Raw genomic sequence first — 18030 nt, forward strand, 5'->3', positions numbered from 1 at the left:
CGACGCGAGCACCCACCGGCCGTGAGCGCGGCCGGACTTCCACACGAGGCGGTCATGGTCTGGAGCGCGAGCGCGGTATGGAGGACAGCGGGAGTCTGTCTGGCGATGGGGCTGGGCGCCCCTTCGCTGGCCCAGGAGGACCTCGCGGAGCGACGCGGGAACGAGCCCGTCGTCTGGGGCCCGTGCCCGGAGTCCTATGAGGGCGCGGAGTGCGCGACGGTGGCGATGCCGCTGGACCACCAGCACCCCCGCGGAGAGACGCTCCCCCTCTTCGTCGCTCGCAAGCTGTCCGGCGTTCCCAACGCGCCCCAGCTGTGGATTCTCGACGGAGGCCCGGGCGGCTCCGGGGAGGGGCTGTACCTCGGACAGGCGGAGCGGCTCGCGGCGGTCCTGCCTGGAGTGGACCTCTACTTCCCCGCCCACCGCGGCACCGGGAACTCGGCCGGGCTCACCTGCGCGGGCGAGGAGCTGGAGAGTCCGAATGGCAGCGAGCTGTCGCCGGAGGAGTGGCCGGACTGCCTCGCCGAGGTGCGGGCGCGCTGGGGCCACAAGCTCGCCCACTTCAACGTGAGCCAGGCGGCAATGGACCTCGGCACGCTCATCGAGCGCGTCCGGGGGCGCAACCAGCGCGTCTTCCTCTACGGCCTGTCCTACGGAACCTACCAGGCGTGGCGCTACCTGGAGCTCTTTCCCCGTCAGGCGGACGGCGTCATCCAGGACTCGGTGGTGTCTCCGGGAGAGCTTTTCGTGTCACGGACGGACCTCGAGTTCGACCCCGCCGCCCGGGGCTATGCGGCGCTGTGCGCCCAGGACGCGGGCTGCCGTGCACGGCTGGGAGCGGACCCGTGGGCGCGCATCCAGGCCATCTCGGACAGGGTGGCACAGGGCCATTGCGCAGAGTCGGGCTTCACGCGCCCGCTGCTGCGCAAGTCGCTCGCGGGGATGTTCATGACCTGGCGCCTGCGTGTCCTGTCGCTGGCCATCCCCTACCGGCTGGAGCGCTGCGCGCCCGCCGACGTCCAGGCGCTGCGCTACTTCCTCAGCCTCTACCTCGAGCCCTTCGAGCTCTATGGCTTCTCCCAGGTGCTGGAGGCCAACATCGACTTCTCCGAGCTCTGGGAGTCTCCCGCCCCGAGCCCCGCCACCCTGCGCCAGCGCGCCGGGTCCGCCACCTTCAGCCTGGACTGGGGCGTGGACCGGGCCGACATCTCGGTGCAGTGGCCGAAGTACTCCAGCCACTCCGCGACGCGGTGGCCCCGGGTGAAGGTGCCACTGCTGATGATGAACGGCACCCTGGACCCGATGACGAGCCACGCGTCGGCGCTCGTCGCGGCGCGGCGCTACCGGGCGCCGAACCAGACCTTCGTCAGCTTCCCCCACGTGGGGCACAGCGTCGGCTTCAACTCGCCTACCACGCTGCCAGGCGCCCCCAACTGCGGGCACCTGGTCACGGCGAGCTTCATCCAGAACCCTCATGCGCCGCCGGACACCTCCTGCCTCGCGGCGATGTCGCCGGTGCCCTTCGATGACCGCGGCGCGGCGCGCATCTACTTCGGTGCCGCCTTCACCAGCGTCTGGGACAACCCCGCTGCGCCCTGAGGACAACGGACCCGGCGTTGCTCAGGCGGGCCCGGCGACGCAGTAGATGTCGAAGCTGATGGTCGACCCCGCCCGTGCACCGCTCGGCCAGCCGATGATCCAGGACCATTCGTTGTAGCCCACGGGCGTGATGTCCAGACGGGGCCCATCCCCGAGCACGACCATTCCAATCTTGGCGGCGAGGTTGGGGAGGAACCCACCGCTCGTGGCGACCGGGTAGGCCGCCGGGCACGCGTAGTGGAAGAACTGGTCGACCTGGCCGGTGGGAATGGTGAGCGTGTACCTTCCCTGCCAGCCTTTGCCGCCAGGGACTGCGTGGCTCACGCCAGGCAGGGTCACCCCCAGGGCCACGGCCCCGGTGAGCACGAACGTGAGAAGAGAACGGCTCCCGCGGCTCGCGGCCACTTCACGGGTGCTGAATGGCGACAGGCTCATGACGACCCCCAGTGCTTGATTGTTTTGCTGCTTTGGCTGGCTAGTCAGCTATTGAGCAAGGTGCGCTTCCTTGCATTGTCTGTCAAGCGGATGGGATTGATTTTGGATTGGAGGGAAACGCGTACGTGATTGTGCTTACGGATGTCTCACTAGCGCGTTTCCCTGAGGTAGCGCAGTCCTGCTCACTGCATCATTTGATGTAGGGCCGGATGGTGAAGACCTGGCTGGGAGAGTCCGTGCAGTTTCCCGCCAGGTCGCACGCCCTCACGAACCAGGTGTGCTCGGCGTAGTCCAGGAACTCCTCCAGGTAGAGCACCTCGCGCGAATCGGGGACCGCGTGCTCCTGGTCATCGATGACCACCGTGTATTGGACGTAGTGCTGGTCGTCGTACGAGGGCACCCACTCGAAGATGTAGAGAGGATTTTCCCACACGACTTCCTCGGGAGACGGCGCCATGAGAAAGGGCGCGGTCGGCGCCTGGAGGTCGACGGAGAAGGACGCCCAGACGCTGCTCGTGCACTGCGCGCTGGCATCGCAGGCGGTGACCCGCCAGGTGTGGGCGCCCTCGGCGAGGTTCGCCGTGGGCGTGTATCGCGTCACCGCTCCCCCGAGCGTCACCGGCGTGCCCCCGCTCCATTCGAGGACATACGACGTGATGCCCACGTCGTCCGTGGCGGGGGCCCAGGAGAACTCGGGTCGAGGGGTGGCGACATAGGTGCTTCCCGTGGGGGCCAGGGGCACCGGGGCGGTGGGCTGCGTTCCAACGACCTCGAACGAGCGGACCGGCGTCGACCCGCAGTGGTCGAAGCGGTCACACGCGGTGACAATCACGAAGTGGACGCCCGGTGACAGGCTGGTGGTCAGGACATGGGAGGTGACGCTCCCTCCAAGGGTGATGGCGGCTCCGCCATCGATGCGCAATTGCTGGTACGTGACGCCCGTGGCGTCCTGCGCGGCCTGCCAGGAGAACATCGGCCGGGTCGCGGTGAGCGCGCCTTCCGCGGGAGCCTGAATCGAGAACGCGAGGGGCGGCAAGGTGTCCACACTGAACGTGCGGACGCCGCTGGTCGAGCAGTTGCCCGCGGTGTCGCAGGCCCGGACCGTCCAGGAGTGGAAGCCGTCCGTCAGGCCCGTCGACGGTGTGTAGGACGTCGAGTAGGTGGTCGCGCTTTGAGCGCCGGAGTCGATGCTCCATCGATACGAGACGGAGCTCGCGTCCGTGGACGCGGACCAGGTGAACGTCGGGCGCTCCGTGGCGATGAGGGAGTCCTGAGCCGGGCTCGTGAGCGTGGGGTACGAGGGGGCCACGGAGTCCACGTAGAAGCTGCGTGTGGAGGAGCTGGTGCAGTTCTGGTGCGTGTCACACGCCACCACCCGCCAGGAGTGACGGCCCTCGCTCAGGGCGGTGGGCCAGTTGTACCCCGCGGCGGCGCCGATGGGGCCGGTGCTGATGCCGTCCATGATGACCTGGTAGCTGGAGATGCCGCTGGCGTCGGTGGCATGCGCCCAGCGCAGCGCGGGACGCGGGTCGGTCATGTACTGCGCGTCCGCTGGCAGGGTGAGCACGGGCGCGGTGGGCGGCACCCGGTCGAGCACGAAGAAGTTCTCATAAATGGAGTTGCGCCAGTTGCCGTAGGCATCCACCGCGCGCACGTACCAGCGGTGGGTGCCGTCGCTCACGTTCGTGAGGCCCAGCGCGGTGCCGCCCGTTCGGGCGTAGAAGGCGCCGTCCAGGAACACGTCATAGTTCACATAGAAGTCCGGAGCCGCCTGCCACGTGAGGTAGGGCGTCTGGTTGAGGCGCGCGGAGTTCGCGGGGCTGACGACATCGAAGACGGGGGGCGGCGTCTGCTCGCCGAGGGTGAGCGCGCAGTCGGCGGCGAGCTTCGCATTGATGACGCCGGGGTAGCGCATCAGTCCGTTGAGCTGCGGAGCAATCGTATACCCGAAGCACGATTGATAGACGTACGGCGTGGCCTGCGGCCTCAGGCTCTTGATGAGGCTTGCAACGCCACTGACGATGGGCGTGGCCGCGGAGGTCCCGTTGAAGGGGGCGAACCGATTGCCAGGAAAGAGGGAGACCAGGTCGCTGCCGTTGCCGGCAAAGGCATCACTGCCAAACGCCGCGGAGTCCACGGAAACCGCGCCGAAGTTGGAGGCATGGACGGTGCCATTGGCCTCCGTGAAGAAGTGCGAGCGGTTGAAGTTGTCATCCGCCGCGGCCACCGTCCACAGGTTGTAGAGAGTCATTCCCGCGGGAGAGACCTGGCAGGAGGCATTTCCGCAGTCGAGGTTGAGATTCTCATTCCCCGCCGCCGCGATGAACTGGATGTCGCGCTCTCCCGCGCGGCGGATGGCCGCGTAGAGTGGATCGTTGTCATTGTTCTGGAAGACGCTCTGGCTGCCTCCGGAATAGTTGATGATGTGCGCGCCGTTGCGGGTGGCGTAGTCGATGGCGTTGATGACCTGGTAGTAGCCGAAGCTCCGCTCGGGGTCCGAGGCCAGGGAGACATTCAAGGCGAGGACCCGCGCGGCCCAGTTCACTCCCGACATTCCGTAGCCATTGCCGGCACGTGCGCCGATGAGCCCCGCGACCGCCGTGCCATGCGTGCGCGCGGCCTCGGGCGGCAGGCAGCGCGTGTCGGACCAGGCGTTCGCCAGGGTGCAGGCGCCGACGAAGTCCGGCATGTCCGCGTGACCCAGGTCGACTTGCGTATCCACCACCGCGACCGTGGAGAAATAGAACTGGCCCCGGCCGTGCGCGGCGAGCGTCACGTCCCAGGCTTCGTCGGCGTCGATGTCGAAGTCATAGGGGCTGCCGGTGATGCTGGTGCGCTGCCCGACGTTGTAGAGGTACCACTGGTTCTGGGTCCAGGACGCGCCCGTCGACAGCAGCGGGTCGTTCCAGATGACCCCGGCTTCGTGGGGCTCGTCCGGGACATAGACGATGTCCGCGTTGACGCCCTGGAGCAGTCCCCGGACCGAGGCCGGGGAGAGCGTCTGGGGCAACTCGAAGAAGTGCCAGCCGTAGAAGAGCTCATGCCATGCGAGAGCACCCAGGGTGCTCCGCACGCGCTCCCGCTGGCCGGCGAGGTCGTCTTCCGGAAGCCGGACGAGGGCCATGCGCGACGGACGCTCACGCAGGGACACGCGCAGGTCCTTCTGCCGCTTCACGGGTTCCTGCACCTCACCCTGGAACGGTGCGACCTTCGGATACGCCACCTCCAGGCCCGGCCCCGAGGACGGCGCGGCCGAGGGCAGCACGGGTCCCAACTCATGGGCGGGGACGGGCGGCAGGGCTCGAATCCAGTCCGTGCTGGTGGCGCCTGGAGCTTCCAACAACTGGTCCGCTCTCAGGGACTGCGCCTGGGCGGGAGCGGCGAACAGCGTGACGAACGCCCCGGTCCACAGGGCCGGGACGAGTCTTCTTCGGACAGCGTGCATGAGTTCCCCTCGAGAAGTCGGCGGAGGTGGGGCTCCGCCATTGCTTTACGGAATCACCCGGAAAGCAGGTATCACAAGGGTACGTATGGCCGCATGTGCGAGCCTGGCGAGAAGCTGCGCGTCTGCCGTCGGCCGCGTCGCGCCGTGATTTCGAACGCGGCCCGGGCTCCTGCCTCGCGCAGGGGGCCACCGTGGCTGGTGAGCCCTGGCGAGGCGGAGGTCTGGCGCCATCTCAGTGGATTCGCAGCGCGAACTTGCCCACGTGGTGCTTGAGCACTTCCTGCTGCGCCCGGGCGGCCTCCTCCATCGCGTAGAGGTGGCTGACTTCCAGGTGGAAGGGCTCCGCTTCGATGAGCTCGTTGAGCCGTCCTAAGATCTTCTGGCTGGGGGTGCCATCGTAGGCGATGACCTCGATGCCCTTGGGGCCCTTCGGGACCGGCTCCACGCCATTCGGGTAGGCGATGCGGCCGCCCTGGCGGACGTGCTTCAGTGCAGCCTGGCAGGCGTCACCGCCCGCCAGCACCAGCGCCGCATCGAGCCCATCCGGCGCGAAGTCGCGGCAGGCCTTCTCCACGTCTCCGTGGTGGCCCTCGACGACCGTGTCCGCGCCAAGGCGACGCGCCAGCTCCACCCCGTCCTTGCCCGAGGCGACCGCCAGCACCTTCGCCCCCATCCGCCTGGCGAGCTGCAGCGCGATGTGCCCCACGCCGCCGCTGGCGCCGTAGATGAGCAGGCGCTGCCCCGACTCGAGCTTGAGGTGGTCCTCGAGCCCGCGAAGCGCGGTGATGCCGTCCGCCGCGAGCGCCGCCGCCTGCTCCACCTTCATTCCCTTGGGAATCCGCGCTGCGTGCTTCGCCTTCACTGCGGTGAACTCCGCGTAGAAGCCGCCCTTGGGACTTCCGAGCACGAAGGCGTAGACACGCTCCCCCACCTTGTAATCCTTCACGTCCTTGCCGACTGCGACCACCTCTCCCGCGCCGTCGGAGCCGGGGACGTAGGGAAACCGCGGGCCCCCTTCAATCATGTCGGCCATCACCCCTTCTCGCTCCCAGGCATCCCAGACGCCCACCCCGGCCGCGCCGACGCGGATGAGGAGCTCATCGTCACCACACTGGGGAACAGGCAGCGTCTTGATGCCGATGACCTCCGGACCACCGAAGTGGTCGAGCGCCGCGGCTTTCATCGTTTCGGGAATGGATGTGGCCATGCTGAGACTCCTCCTCGGGTGAACCGGGTCGTCCCGAGAGGATGAGCACTCCCCGCGGTCACCGTCAGGGTTCGCTCTTCCAGCGTCTCAGCGGGCAAGGGAGGGGAGGGTGCCTCTCGCAGGGGAGGGGAGGAGTGCGGGCAGGCTGGCTGCCGAGCGCCCGCCTGGGCTGCGACTCCTGAGACCTGTCGGACGAGCCAGTTCTCGTTTTCATGTCTACATACAAACGGATGAGCGAGCGCTTCAATAGATTCGCGCATGCCGTTGCCGAGCATGTGGGCACCCCGCGCGCCTTCGTGGCCGCCCTCGTGGTCGTACTTGGCTGGGCACTGACGGGGCCGCTGTTTCACTTCAGTGATGCCTGGCAACTGGTCATCAACACCTCCACCACCATCATCACCTTCTTGATGGTGTTCATCATCCAGGCGACCCAGAACCGGGATGCGAAGGCGCTTCACCTGAAGGTGGATGAGCTGATTCGTGTGCAGGCCCATGCCCGAGCTGTCTTTGAGGACCTCGAAGACGCGAGCGATGAAGAGCTCGCGGAGCTCGCAAGCCAGTTCAGCCGTGTGCGCCTGGGGGCCAAGAAGCGCCGTCACGTCGCAGCGAGCAAGGACGAGCTGAAGGGGACTCCTTCGCCGAGGGAGACGACTCACACTGACGAGTCGTGAGGGGCGCAGGTGGCGGAGTCCTCCTCGATTCAACCGTCGTACGGGTGCATCGAAGTGGCCTCATGCTCCGCGCGTAAGTGGCCCTTCCCGCCTGACCGTGCCGCGCGCAATCTGGCCCCACTCCATTTTCCGTGGACGGCCCGAGCAACGCCACCCTTCGCAGCACGGAGCACGCCGATGCTACAAGACCCTCATCGCCGCCGGATCCTGCAGCTGTCGCTGCTCGCCGCCGCTTCCGGCCTGATGCCGTTCGACACCGCAAGCGCCGCCGGTCAGAATGTCGGCGACGGCAAGGCCGAGGGCACGAGCGGCCCCGGTGACTTCGACTTCTTCCTGGGCACCTGGACGGTCAGGCATCGACGCCTGAAGCAGCGACTTGCCAACAACAACGAGTGGCAGGAGTTCGACGGCACCTGCCGCGTCTGGCCGTTGCTCGGCGGCGTCGCCAACATCAACGAGCGTGTGGTGAACCGGCCGGACGGCGTCTATCGCGGGCTGGGGCTGCGCGCCTTCGATGCGAGGACGAAGACCTGGGCCGACTGGAACCTGGACGCGCGCCATCCGCACAAGCTCGACGTGCCCATCATCGGCACCTTCGCGAACGGCGTGGGTACCTTCCTGTCCGACGATACGTTCGAGGGCAGGCCCATCAAGGTGCGCGGCATCTTCTCGAAAATCACTCCTACGTCCGCGCAATGGGAGCAGGCGTTTTCGCCTGACGGCGGCAGGACCTGGGAGACGAACTGGGTGATGCGCTACACGCGTACGGCGTGAGCCGTGACGCCCGCCTGACCCTGCTCTCAGTGCTGGATGGCCGGTGACGGGGTTGTATCCGGAGGAGACCTCCCAGGTGGTCGTCTGCGTCCGGCCCGAGACGCGAGAGCGCCTCACCCGCGGCGGCGAACAGGGCCTGTCGCGAGCAATCCAAGACATCTGATTCCCGCATTCAGACAATGCAGGAACACCATGGGGGCATTGACCCGCTCTGAAGCAGCGGTCTCAACTGTGACAGTCACACACAGGGGAGTCCGTGAAACACAATATTGTCACACGTCTTGTCCAGGCCGTCGTCCTGACGTTCGCTCTTGCTCATTGTGGAGACGCGACTCCGCTGGAGTCCGCGCCCGCCACCCAGAGCACCACCTCCGCCCGCGCACTCGAAGCGCCGTCCACCACCCGGAGCTTCGTCCCCGGGCAGGTCATCGTGAAGTTCCGCGCCGGCGGCAAGGCCGGCAAGCCCGCCGGCCCGCTGTCCGTCGGCGGCTTCACCGCGCAGCCCATCCGTCCCATCCGGGAGGGCGTCGAGCTGTGGTCCCTCCAGCCGGCGTCCGTGCTCGAGACGAGCTCCATCGCGGAGGAGGAAGCGCTCACGCGGGCCGCCATCGACGAGCTCCGCAAGCGGCCGGACGTGGAATACGCCCACGAGAACCTCCTCATGGAGCTCTTCGCCACGCCGAACGACGAGCACTACTGGCGGCAGTGGCACTACCCGGCCATCAACATGCCGAGGACCTGGGACTTCGTCACCGGCAACGTGAAGATTGCCGTGCTCGACTCGGGCAAGCTCCCCCATCCGGACCTCGATGGCCGGTGGCTCCCGGGCTACGACTTCGGCGACGGTGACTCCGACCCCACCGACACGGGCACCTGGCACCACGGCACGCACGTGGCTGGCATCCTCGCCGCCCGGACGGGCAATGGCATCGGTGGCGCGGGCATCTGCTGGGGCTGCTCGCTCATCCCCGTGAAGGTCTTCAGCTCCGCGGGCGAGCTCGACCTGCTCAGGGTGGACGAAGCCATCCACTTCGCCATCCAGCAGGGCGCGCGCGTCATCAACATGAGCTTCGGGTCGAAGTACACCAATTCGCCTTGCAGCGGCTACCAGCTCCTCCAGAGCGCCGTCGATGCCGCCCTGGCGGCGAACATCGTCGTGGTGGCGGCCGCGGGCAATGAGAGCTGGCCCACCGCCCAGGTGACGCCCGCCTCCTGCACGGGCGTCATCGCCGTCGGCGCCAGCGACCAGAACGGGCAGAAGGCTCTGTACAGCAACACGGGCAGCCGCGTGGACATCACCGCGCCTGGAGGAGGAGGCTTCGACAACAGCATGTACGGCATCGGCCTGGGCTGCCCGGTGAACTCGGGCTGGGGATACGCAGACACGCTGGGCGCCGTGTCTTCATGGGCCATGGAAAAGCCCGCGTCGCAGTTGCTGCCCGGCGACTATTGCTACCGCTACCTCAGCGGCACGTCCATGGCGGCGCCGCACGTCGCGGGGGTCGCCGCGCTCATCCTCTCGCAGCGGCCGGCGTGGACGGCGGCCCAGGTCACCCAGCGCATCCTTCAGTCCGCGCGCCCCATCACCAGCTGCCCGAACGACTGTGGCGTGGGACTCATCGACGCGTCCCGGGCCATCGTCACCCCACTGGGAGCCAACGGCTTCAACTGCCTCTCGGGCTCGGGAACCTTCTGGTGCGAGGGCTCCGTGGACGGAGGCGTGGCCCCCTTCACCCATACGTGGACCGCGGTGAGCAATACGACGGTCACCATGCAGAACGGCCCCAACGTGTGGGGAACGTGCACCCCCAACGGCGTCGTGCGGCACACCGTCCGCGACAGCGAGAACACGACGGCCTTCGGCGACATGACCCTCCCCTGTCCTCCGCCTTTCAGGGATGCCGCCTTCGTCCAGCAGTCCGCGGTGCCCGCTTCCGTGCTGGTGGGCACGCCCTTCACCGTCTCCGTGACGATGCGGAACACGGGAAGCCAGGCCTGGACGTCGGCCACCGGCTTCAAGCTGCTCTCCCAGAACCACCAGGGCAACACCACCTGGGGCGTGTCGCGGGTCGAGCTGGCCAGCGGCGAGAGCATCCAGCCCGGCCAGGAGAAGACCTTCACCTTCAACGTCACCGCGCCAGCCACTCCGGGCACCTACGACTTCCAGTGGCGGATGTTCCAGGAAGGCGTGGAGTCCTTCGGCCAGCCCAGCCAGAACGTGAGTGTTTCCGTCCAGCTTCCGCCCCGCGCCGCCGCGTTCGTCCGGCAGTCGGTGCCTGGCCCCATGGGGGCAGGCTGGGGCTACAGCGTCTCCGTGACGATGCGGAACACCGGGAGCGCGACCTGGACCGCGGCCAGCGGCTTCAAGCTCGGTTCCCTGAATCCACCGGACAACACGACCTGGGGGCTCAACCGGGTGGAGCTCGCTCCGAACGAGGCCATCGCCACGGGTCAGGAGAAGACCTTCACCTTCGCCATCACGGCCCCCACCACGGCGGGCCCCTACAACTTCAGCTGGGGCATGCTCCAGGACGGCGCGGGCTTCTTCGGGACGCCCAGCCCGAACGTGAGCGTCTCCGTCGTGCTTCCCCCCAGGGAAGCCGTCTTCGTCCGGCAGACCGTGCCCGCCTCCGTGAGGGCGGGTGAGGCCTTCACCGTCTCCGTGACGATGAGGAACACGGGAAGCATGTCCTGGAGCCGGAGCGCCGGCTTCAAGCTGAGCTCCCAGAATCCGACGGACAACACGACCTGGGGGCTCAACCGGGTGGAGCTCGACCCGAACGAGGTCATCGCCACGGGGCAGGAGAAGACCTTCGTCTTCACCGCCACGGCCCCTGGCACCGAGGGCTCCTGGCCCTTCCAGTGGCGGATGCTCCAGGAGGGCCTGACGCCGTTCGGCCAGCTCACCCCGAACGTCATCATCACCGTCCTCCCGCCCACGGTGAATGCCAGCTTCGTCATGCAGGACGTCCCCGCCAGGGTGACGGCCGGAAGGAGCTTCCAGGTCTCCGTGACGATGAAGAACATTGGCGAGAAGTCCTGGAGCCGGAGCTCCGGCTACAGGCTGGCCGGGCAGGTCACGGACTGGGGCGACATCTCGGCGGACCTCGACGGCCGCGACCTGATTCACCCGGGAAGCGAGAAGACCTTCTACATCACCGTCTTCGCGCCGAGCGCCCCCGGCACGTATCCCGTGCAGTGGCGGATGTGGGTGCCGGGCCCGGGAGGGTTTGGACAGCTCACGCCCAGGACGAACATCGTGGTCGACCCGGCCTGCCCTCCGTGCCCACCGGGTCAGCAGTGCCCTGACGTGCTGTGCGAGGAGCCCATGTAGCTCTCCGCACCCGGGACCCAGGGGTACCGTGGCCGTGGGCCACGGTACTCTTGCGGCCGGGTTCGTGCGGATGGGTCCGGAAGCGCTACTTGATGTTGCCGATGACGTCCATGGCGCCGGAATCCTTCAGGATCTTGGTGATGTAGGCCACCGTCTCCTGCTGCTTCTGGAGCATCAGCTGGGCCTCGGCGCGGTCACGGTCCGGGCCGGACAGGCCACTGAGGGCCTTCTCCTCCAGCGTGCTCAGGCGCTGACTGGCACCCATCCCGGCCAGGACGGCGCGATCCGCCGCGCTGTTGATGCTCATGAGGGTTCTCCTGCGGGTGGGCGATGACGTCCTTTCGGATTATCGCAGATCCGCCCCAGAAGTTTCCTCTGCTCAGCGCTCCTGCTGCGCCCAGGCATCGACCCTGGGGCAGGGGACGGGGCGCCCAGGAGCTCTCGGCCACCGCTCTGGTTGACACGCGGGGACGCTTCTGCTCGCGCAACTCATTCCATACCTTGCCGTCACTCTTCACCGCGAGCTTCAGCAAAATGACTGTCATTCCCATGGACGCTGGTCTCTCGCGTCCTGCGAGGCTTTCAATTCCTCTCCCTGGATTTCACTCGGCGTCCTGAGCCCTGGGGCCTTCCCGACTCGCATTTTCCTCGTCAGATGGCTGGAATATGACGCGTCAGGCGATGGGTTTTTTCGCCTGGGGTAGCATGACTCACATACGGCTGATTGTTCTTCTCGTTGCATCCTCTGTCCTGGCCGCGTGCCAGGAAATGACTCCCACGCAAGGCGATGCAGCTCCCGAGTCCACTCGGGAGGGCTGGATCCAGGTGGGGCGCTCGTTCGACTTCGAGCGTCCACTGTCGCCGAGCCGCGCGGTCCCCACGGCGGCGAAGGCCGCATCGTTCGAAGCGGACGGCGCCCTGGCGCGCGTCCAGGCGCACTTCCCCGAGTTCTTCGAGGCCGAAGCCGGGCTCACGACGGCGGCGCCCGTCAACGCGGACGCGGCGCTGCACGTGACGCCCCCCGCCACGGACGCGGACGCGCTGGAGCTCACCACCCGGGGCTACGTCTTCCAGGTGCGGGGGGGCGGCAAGGGGACCGCGAAGCGCGCCAGCGCGGAGGGCGCCTGGTACGGGCCGGGCCATCTGTGGGCGCCCGTGGGCGGCCGCGCCGGGTCGCGCGAGGGGCGCTGGGTGGCCCACCGCGTGGAGGAGTACTTCGTCCTCCCCGAGGGCGAGCGGCGGCACCTCACGCGCTACGAGGTCACCGTGCCGGACGGCATCGTGTCGGTCCGCGACGCGGGGGACTCCCTCGAGTTCCTCGACACCGAGGAGCGCCCGGTGCTGCGGATGCACCCTGTCGTGGCGCGCGACGGCCAGGGGCACACTCGCCAGGGGCCCGCGCTGCTGCGCGGCGTGGTGGCCGTGGCGGGCGGCGGCGGGCAGCTCGCGCGGTATGCGCTCACGGGCCGCACCCTCTCCGTACGGATGGAGCTGGACCTGGACGGCCTGACGGGGCCGGTGGTGGTCGACCCGGGCTGGTCGTCCACCGGCTCCATGTCGGTCACCCGGTCCCAAGGCACGGTGACGCTGCTTCCCAACGGCCGCGTCCTCGCCGCGGGTGGCTACGCCGCGAGCGGCGCCCTGGCCTCCGCGGAGGTCTATGACCCGGCCTCGGGGACCTGGGCCTCGGCGGGGGCGATGCACATCGCGCGCTCCAACCACACGGCGACGCTGCTGCCCTCGGGGAAGGTGCTCCTGGCCGGGAACAGCGCCGGCTCCGGCGCGTACGACGCGGAGGACCTCTACGACTCCGCCACGGGGGCCTGGTCCGTCACCGCCGCCATGGGAAGCCGCCGGGGACTCCACACCGCGACGCTGCTGCCCTCGGGCAAGGTGCTGGCCGTTGGAGGCAATGCCTCTGGGGCCGAGCCCACCGCGGAGCTGTACGACCCCACCACGGGCACCTGGAGTCCTACGGGCAGCTCGCCGACGTGGCATAGCCATCATGTGGCGGTGCTGCTGGCGGATGGCAGGGTCCTGGTGGCGGGCGGCTATAACCTCTTTGTCAACGTGACCACCGCGGCCGAGCTGTACGACCCGGCCACGGGCACCTGGGCCACCACGGGGAGCACCCGCTCGCCCCGCTGGGCTGCCTCGGCAACGCTGCTGCCCAACGGCAGGGTCTTGCTGGCGGGTGGCTCCGGCCCTCGGGGGACTGATGGCATCAGCCTCGCGTACTCCAGCGCGGAGCTGTACGACCCGGCCACGGGGACCTGGACCGCGACGGGGTCGATGACGTCGCCCCGAGGCCAGTCGGCCACCCTGCTGCTCTCCAATGGCAGGGTGTTGATGGCCTCCGGCTATGGCACCAACAACCTTCCGACCGACACCTCGGAGCTGTACGACTTCAACACCGGCACGTGGACCGCCTCCAGCCGGCTGCTCAGGACCCGGCAGACCACCCTGGGGACGCTGTTGTCGGACGGCCGGGCGCTGGTCTTCGGCAACTCTCCCAGCGGGAGTGAGGCGGTGGAGGTGTACGAGCCTTCCACCGCCGTCCGGGACTCCGCGGGAGCGCTGGGCACCGCCCGCACCGGCGCCACGGCGACGCTGCTGCCCGGCGGCGAAGTGCTGAGCATGGGCGGGCGCACCGCCACGGGGACGCACGCCTTCGCGGAGCACTTCATCCCATCCAACGGCAACGTGGTCAGCACGAGCCCGGTGTCCACGCTGCGGAGCGGACACACGGCGACGCTGCTGCTGGAGGGCCGGGTGCTGATGGCCGGAGGCGCTCTCTCCAATGGGACGGTGCTGGCCACGGCGGAGCGCTTCGGGTCCGCCGTCACCTTTGCCCCCACGGGGACGATGAACGTGGCGCGCACGCGGCACGCGGCGACGCGCCTGCCCGACGGGCGGGTGCTGGTGTCGGGCGGCGTGGACGGCACGGGCGGCTCGCTCTTCTCGTCGGAGCTGTATGACCCGGCGAGCGGGACCTGGCGTGCCACGGGCAACCTGCGCACGGCCCGGGACGGCCACCTGTCGGTGCTGCTGCCCGACGGCAAGGTGCTCGTCGTCGGGGGCAACAGCGGCACGTCCGTCCTCGCCTCGGCGGAGCTGTACGACCCGGCCACGGAGCAGTGGACCTTCACGGGGAGCCTCGTGACGGCACGCGTGGGCCATGCGGGGACGCTGCTGCCTGACGGCCGGGTGCTGGTGCTCGCCGGGCGCAACGGGGCCGGGACATTCCTCGCCTCGGCGGAGCGGTACGACCCGGCGACGGGCACCTGGAGCGCGGCGGGAAGCCTGCCCGTCGCGAGGGACCAGACCACCGCGACGCTGCTGCTGTCGGGCAACGTGCTGGTGAGCGGAGGCCGCCAGGATGCGGGTGGCACCGCGCGCACGTCACTGGACGTGTACGCCCCCGCGACGAACACCTGGACGACGAGCTCCGCGGTGCTGGCGACGGCCCGGTACGGCCACACGGCCACGCTGCTGCCCTCGGGCAAGGTGCTCATCCTCGGGGGGACGGGCAGCGGCGGCACGCCCACGTCCGCGGCCGAGTACTTCAACCCGGATGGCGCCCTCGACGCCTGGCGCCCCTCGGTGAGCCTGCCTGGCTTCATCGACAGGGGGGCGGCCTTCACCCTCAGCGGCGTCCGCTTCCGAGGCATCTCCGAGGGGAGCACCGGCCGCTGGTCCTCCGCGCCGGTCAACTTCCCGGTGGCGTGGCTGATGCCCGTGGGAGGAGGGGCCATCACCCGGCTCGCGAACACCTGGTTCTCGGGCACCTCGCTGAGCACCGTCGCGCCCACGCTGCCCGAGGGGCACTACCTCCTGTCCGTCTCCGTGGGCGGAGTCACGGGTGGTCGCGTGGTGCGGCTCGGCAAGGGCACGGTGCTGGCCCAGGGCGCATCGGTGACGACGGCCGAGGACTCGCCGGTGCCGATGCTGCTGTCGGCCACCAGCACCGAGGGGCGGCCCGTCGTCTACTCCATCGCGACACCCCCCGTGCGCGGCACGCTCTCCGGCACCGCGCCCCAGCTGACGTACACCCCGGCGGCCAACTTCTTCGGCACCGACTCGTTCGTCTACGAGGCCTCGGACGGGCTGACCTCCGCCCTGGCCACCGTCTCCCTCACCGTGACGCCGGTGGGTGACGCACCCATGGCCGGTGCCGTGTTCGTGTCGACGACGGCGGGGACGCCGGTGGCGGTGACGCTGTCGGCCACGGACCCGGACGGGGATGCAATCACCTACAGCGTGAAGTTCGCTCCGGCCCACGGCACGCTCTCCGGCACCGCGCCCAGGCTGACCTATACCCCGCAGGCGGGCTACGTCGGGCAGGACGCGTTCACGTACACGGCGAGCGACGGCGTGCTCCAGTCTGGCGCGGCCACGGTGACGCTGACCATCAACAGCGGCCCCATCAACGCCACCGCCGTCTACGACAGCACGCTCAAGGTACCCCGGTGCCCGGCCGCGGCGACCTCGTGTGATTCGCTCACGCTCCTCGACGGCCGCGCGCTGCTCGGCCCCGAGCCCAACCAGCCCAACACCCTGGGCGGCTCCTGCGCGGACGGTACCTCCGGTCGTTATCACTATGACGAGTCGTTGGACCGGTTGAAGGTGTCTTCGCTGGATGGCCAGCCCTTCACTGTAGGGAAGGCCGTGAAGATTGAAGCCACGGTATGGGTCTACAGCGCTGGCGGGGGGGACCAGCTCGACCTGTACTCCAGCGCCAGCGTCACCAGTCCCTCCTGGGTCTTCATCGGCACCCTGACGCCCGTCGCGACGGGGGCCCAGGTGCTCTCGACGACCTACACGCTGCCCTCGCAGACGGGCTCCCAGGCCATCCGGGGCCGCTTCCGCTACAGCGGCAGCGCCTCCTCGGCGTGCGTGGCTGGCAACTTCAGCGACCACGACGACCTGGTCTTCACCGTCAGCGCCGCTCCGGACGTCACGCCGCCCACCGCGTCCCTGACGGCGCCCCTGCCGGGCGCGGTGCTCCGCGACTTCGCCTCCATCACCGCCACGGCCACCGACAACGTCGGAGTGACGAAGGTGGAGCTCTACGATGGTGCGGAGTTGCTGGGCACCGACGACTCCGCGCCGTATGCCTTCAGCTGGAACACGCGCACCACGACGAACGGGCCGCACACGCTGTCCATCCGCGCCTACGACGCGGCGGGGAGCATCAGCACCGCGGAAGTCACCGTCACCCTCGACAACGACCTGACCGCGCCGCAGGTGTCGCTCCAGGCGCCCGCGGCGGGCAGCCTCGTGCGGGGCCTCGTCTCGCTCGCGGCCAGCGCCTCCGACAACGTGGGCGTGACGCGCGTGGACTTCTACGACGGGAGCACGCTGCTGGGCAGTGACACCACCGCGCCGTATGCGTGGGACTGGGACACGCGGGCGGCTCCTGGCGGCGTGCACACGCTGCGGGCCGAGGCGTACGACGCCGCCTTCAACCACGGCGTTTCGACCGAGGTCTCCGTGACGGTGGACAACGCGCCTCCCACCGCCACCCTCAGTGCTCCGGCGGACGGCGCCACGGTGAGGAACACCGTCACGCTCACCGCCACCGCCGTGGACGACGTGAAGGTGGCTCGCGTGGAGTTCTTCGCGGACGGCATCCTGCTGGGCAGCGACTCCACGGAGCCGTTCTCGTGGACGTGGAACTCGGGCGCGGTGGCCAACGGCACGCATGTCCTCGGCGCCAGGGCCCATGACTCGGCGGGCAACGAGGGCACGCTGGTGGCCGTCTCCGTCGTCACCGACAACGACGAGACGCCGCCCCAGGTGACGATTGCCGCGCCGCTCGCGGGCGCAACCGCGCGCGGCAACGTCGCCATCACCGCCTCCGCCTCGGACAACGTCGGCGTGACGAAGCTCGAGTTCTACTGCGGTACGCGGAAGGTGGGGACGGCCACCCACGTCACTTCGTCCACCCAGTGGTGGCCCACGGGCGTGGAGACGAATGGAACCCATACGCTGCGGGTGCTCGCCTATGACGCCCGCAACAACGTGGGCGAGGCGTCCGTCGTGGTGACCGTGGACAACGAGGCCGTGCCCCCGACCCTCGCTTTCGCGTCGCCGGCGGAGGGCGCCACGGTGAGCGGGACGGTCCGCCTCAGCGTCCGCGCCTCGGACAACACCGCGGTCGCCTCCGTGTTCTACGAGGTCGACGGCCAGGGCATCGGGAGCGCCAGCGTGCCGCCCTTCCTCCTGGGCTGGTCGTCGATGCTCGTGCCCGACGGGCACCACACCGTGACGGCCAGGGCCTTCGACACGTCGGGGAACTCGAGCGAGCCGGTGACGCTCACCCTCGTCGTCGACAATGACCCCAACGTGCCCCAGGAGCCCGAGGGCGACGTGCTGACCTGGTAGGGCTCGGCAACGCGATGGGCTGGTACGACGGCATGGGGCTCCGCAACGCGGCGAGTTATCCGCGACCCCACGCTTCCTGAGCAACACCGGGCGCGGCGCTGAATCCTGGCCGCGGCGGGGTGCCTCCCCTATGCTCGCTGAGTAGGGGGGGCATCGATGATGGGTGAAGACCATGGGT

General features: G+C 69.0%; 9 protein-coding genes. 5 read left to right on the plus strand and 4 right to left on the minus strand.

What is annotated here, in order from left to right; genetic code table 11:
• Nucleotides 1–54 precede the first annotated feature (54 nt).
• Nucleotides 55–1599: an alpha/beta fold hydrolase gene (locus OV427_RS30110; RefSeq protein WP_267859639.1), complete on the plus strand. Its 1545-nt coding sequence runs from the start codon at nt 55–57 to the stop codon at nt 1597–1599.
• 21 nt (nt 1600–1620) lie between these two features.
• Here the strand turns inward: OV427_RS30110 and OV427_RS30115 are convergent, their stop codons facing one another.
• The 3 genes from OV427_RS30115 to OV427_RS30125 all read right to left on the minus strand — a co-directional run bounded on the left by OV427_RS30115 (nt 1621) and on the right by OV427_RS30125 (nt 6686).
• Nucleotides 1621–2034, minus strand: a complete 414-nt coding sequence (locus OV427_RS30115; protein WP_267859640.1) for a hypothetical protein — start codon at nt 2032–2034, stop codon at nt 1621–1623.
• Between the two features lie 190 nt (nt 2035–2224).
• Nucleotides 2225–5479: a S8 family serine peptidase gene (locus OV427_RS30120; RefSeq protein ID WP_267859641.1), complete on the minus strand. Its 3255-nt coding sequence runs from the start codon at nt 5477–5479 to the stop codon at nt 2225–2227.
• A 232-nt stretch (nt 5480–5711) separates the two neighbouring features.
• Nucleotides 5712–6686 (minus strand): NADP-dependent oxidoreductase, encoded by a 975-nt coding sequence (locus OV427_RS30125; RefSeq protein ID WP_267859642.1) that lies wholly within the window; start codon nt 6684–6686, stop codon nt 5712–5714.
• A gap of 230 nt (nt 6687–6916) precedes the next feature.
• On the opposite strand from OV427_RS30125, the gene OV427_RS30130 reads away from it, so the two are divergent.
• From OV427_RS30130 to OV427_RS30140, 3 genes are all read left to right on the plus strand, one after another.
• Nucleotides 6917–7357 (plus strand): low affinity iron permease family protein, encoded by a 441-nt coding sequence (locus OV427_RS30130; protein ID WP_267859643.1) that lies wholly within the window; start codon nt 6917–6919, stop codon nt 7355–7357.
• A 177-nt stretch (nt 7358–7534) separates the two neighbouring features.
• Nucleotides 7535–8131, plus strand: a complete 597-nt coding sequence (locus OV427_RS30135; protein ID WP_267859644.1) for a hypothetical protein — start codon at nt 7535–7537, stop codon at nt 8129–8131.
• A 256-nt stretch (nt 8132–8387) separates the two neighbouring features.
• On the plus strand, nt 8388–11465 hold the full coding sequence (locus OV427_RS30140; RefSeq protein WP_267859645.1) for a S8 family serine peptidase: 3078 nt from the start codon (nt 8388–8390) through the stop codon (nt 11463–11465).
• An 85-nt stretch (nt 11466–11550) separates the two neighbouring features.
• On the opposite strand, the gene OV427_RS30145 is transcribed toward OV427_RS30140, so the two are convergent.
• Nucleotides 11551–11772 carry a hypothetical protein gene (locus OV427_RS30145; RefSeq protein WP_267859646.1) on the minus strand — a complete coding sequence of 74 codons (222 nt, stop codon included), beginning with the start codon at nt 11770–11772 and terminating at the stop codon, nt 11551–11553.
• A 461-nt stretch (nt 11773–12233) separates the two neighbouring features.
• On the opposite strand from OV427_RS30145, the gene OV427_RS30150 reads away from it, so the two are divergent.
• Nucleotides 12234–17852 carry an Ig-like domain-containing protein gene (locus tag OV427_RS30150; protein ID WP_267859647.1) on the plus strand — a complete coding sequence of 1873 codons (5619 nt, stop codon included), beginning with the start codon at nt 12234–12236 and terminating at the stop codon, nt 17850–17852.
• Nucleotides 17853–18030: the final 178 nt, after the last annotated feature.

Source organism: Pyxidicoccus sp. MSG2, assembly GCF_026626705.1.
Lineage (GTDB): Bacteria > Myxococcota > Myxococcia > Myxococcales > Myxococcaceae > Myxococcus.

Bases quoted from the DNA above. Each gene is read 5' to 3' on its own strand.
- OV427_RS30130 (WP_267859643.1), top strand. From the start codon at position 6,917: ATGAGCGAGCGCTTCAATAGATTCGCGCATGCCGTTGCCGAGCATGTG.
- OV427_RS30135 (WP_267859644.1), top strand. From the start codon at position 7,535: ATGCTACAAGACCCTCATCGCCGCCGGATCCTGCAGCTGTCGCTGCTC.
- OV427_RS30125 (WP_267859642.1), bottom strand. From the start codon at position 6,686: ATGGCCACATCCATTCCCGAAACGATGAAAGCCGCGGCGCTCGACCAC.
- OV427_RS30120 (WP_267859641.1), bottom strand. From the start codon at position 5,479: ATGCACGCTGTCCGAAGAAGACTCGTCCCGGCCCTGTGGACCGGGGCG.
- OV427_RS30150 (WP_267859647.1), top strand. From the start codon at position 12,234: ATGACTCCCACGCAAGGCGATGCAGCTCCCGAGTCCACTCGGGAGGGC.
- OV427_RS30115 (WP_267859640.1), bottom strand. From the start codon at position 2,034: ATGAGCCTGTCGCCATTCAGCACCCGTGAAGTGGCCGCGAGCCGCGGG.
- OV427_RS30110 (WP_267859639.1), top strand. From the start codon at position 55: ATGGTCTGGAGCGCGAGCGCGGTATGGAGGACAGCGGGAGTCTGTCTG.
- OV427_RS30145 (WP_267859646.1), bottom strand. From the start codon at position 11,772: ATGAGCATCAACAGCGCGGCGGATCGCGCCGTCCTGGCCGGGATGGGT.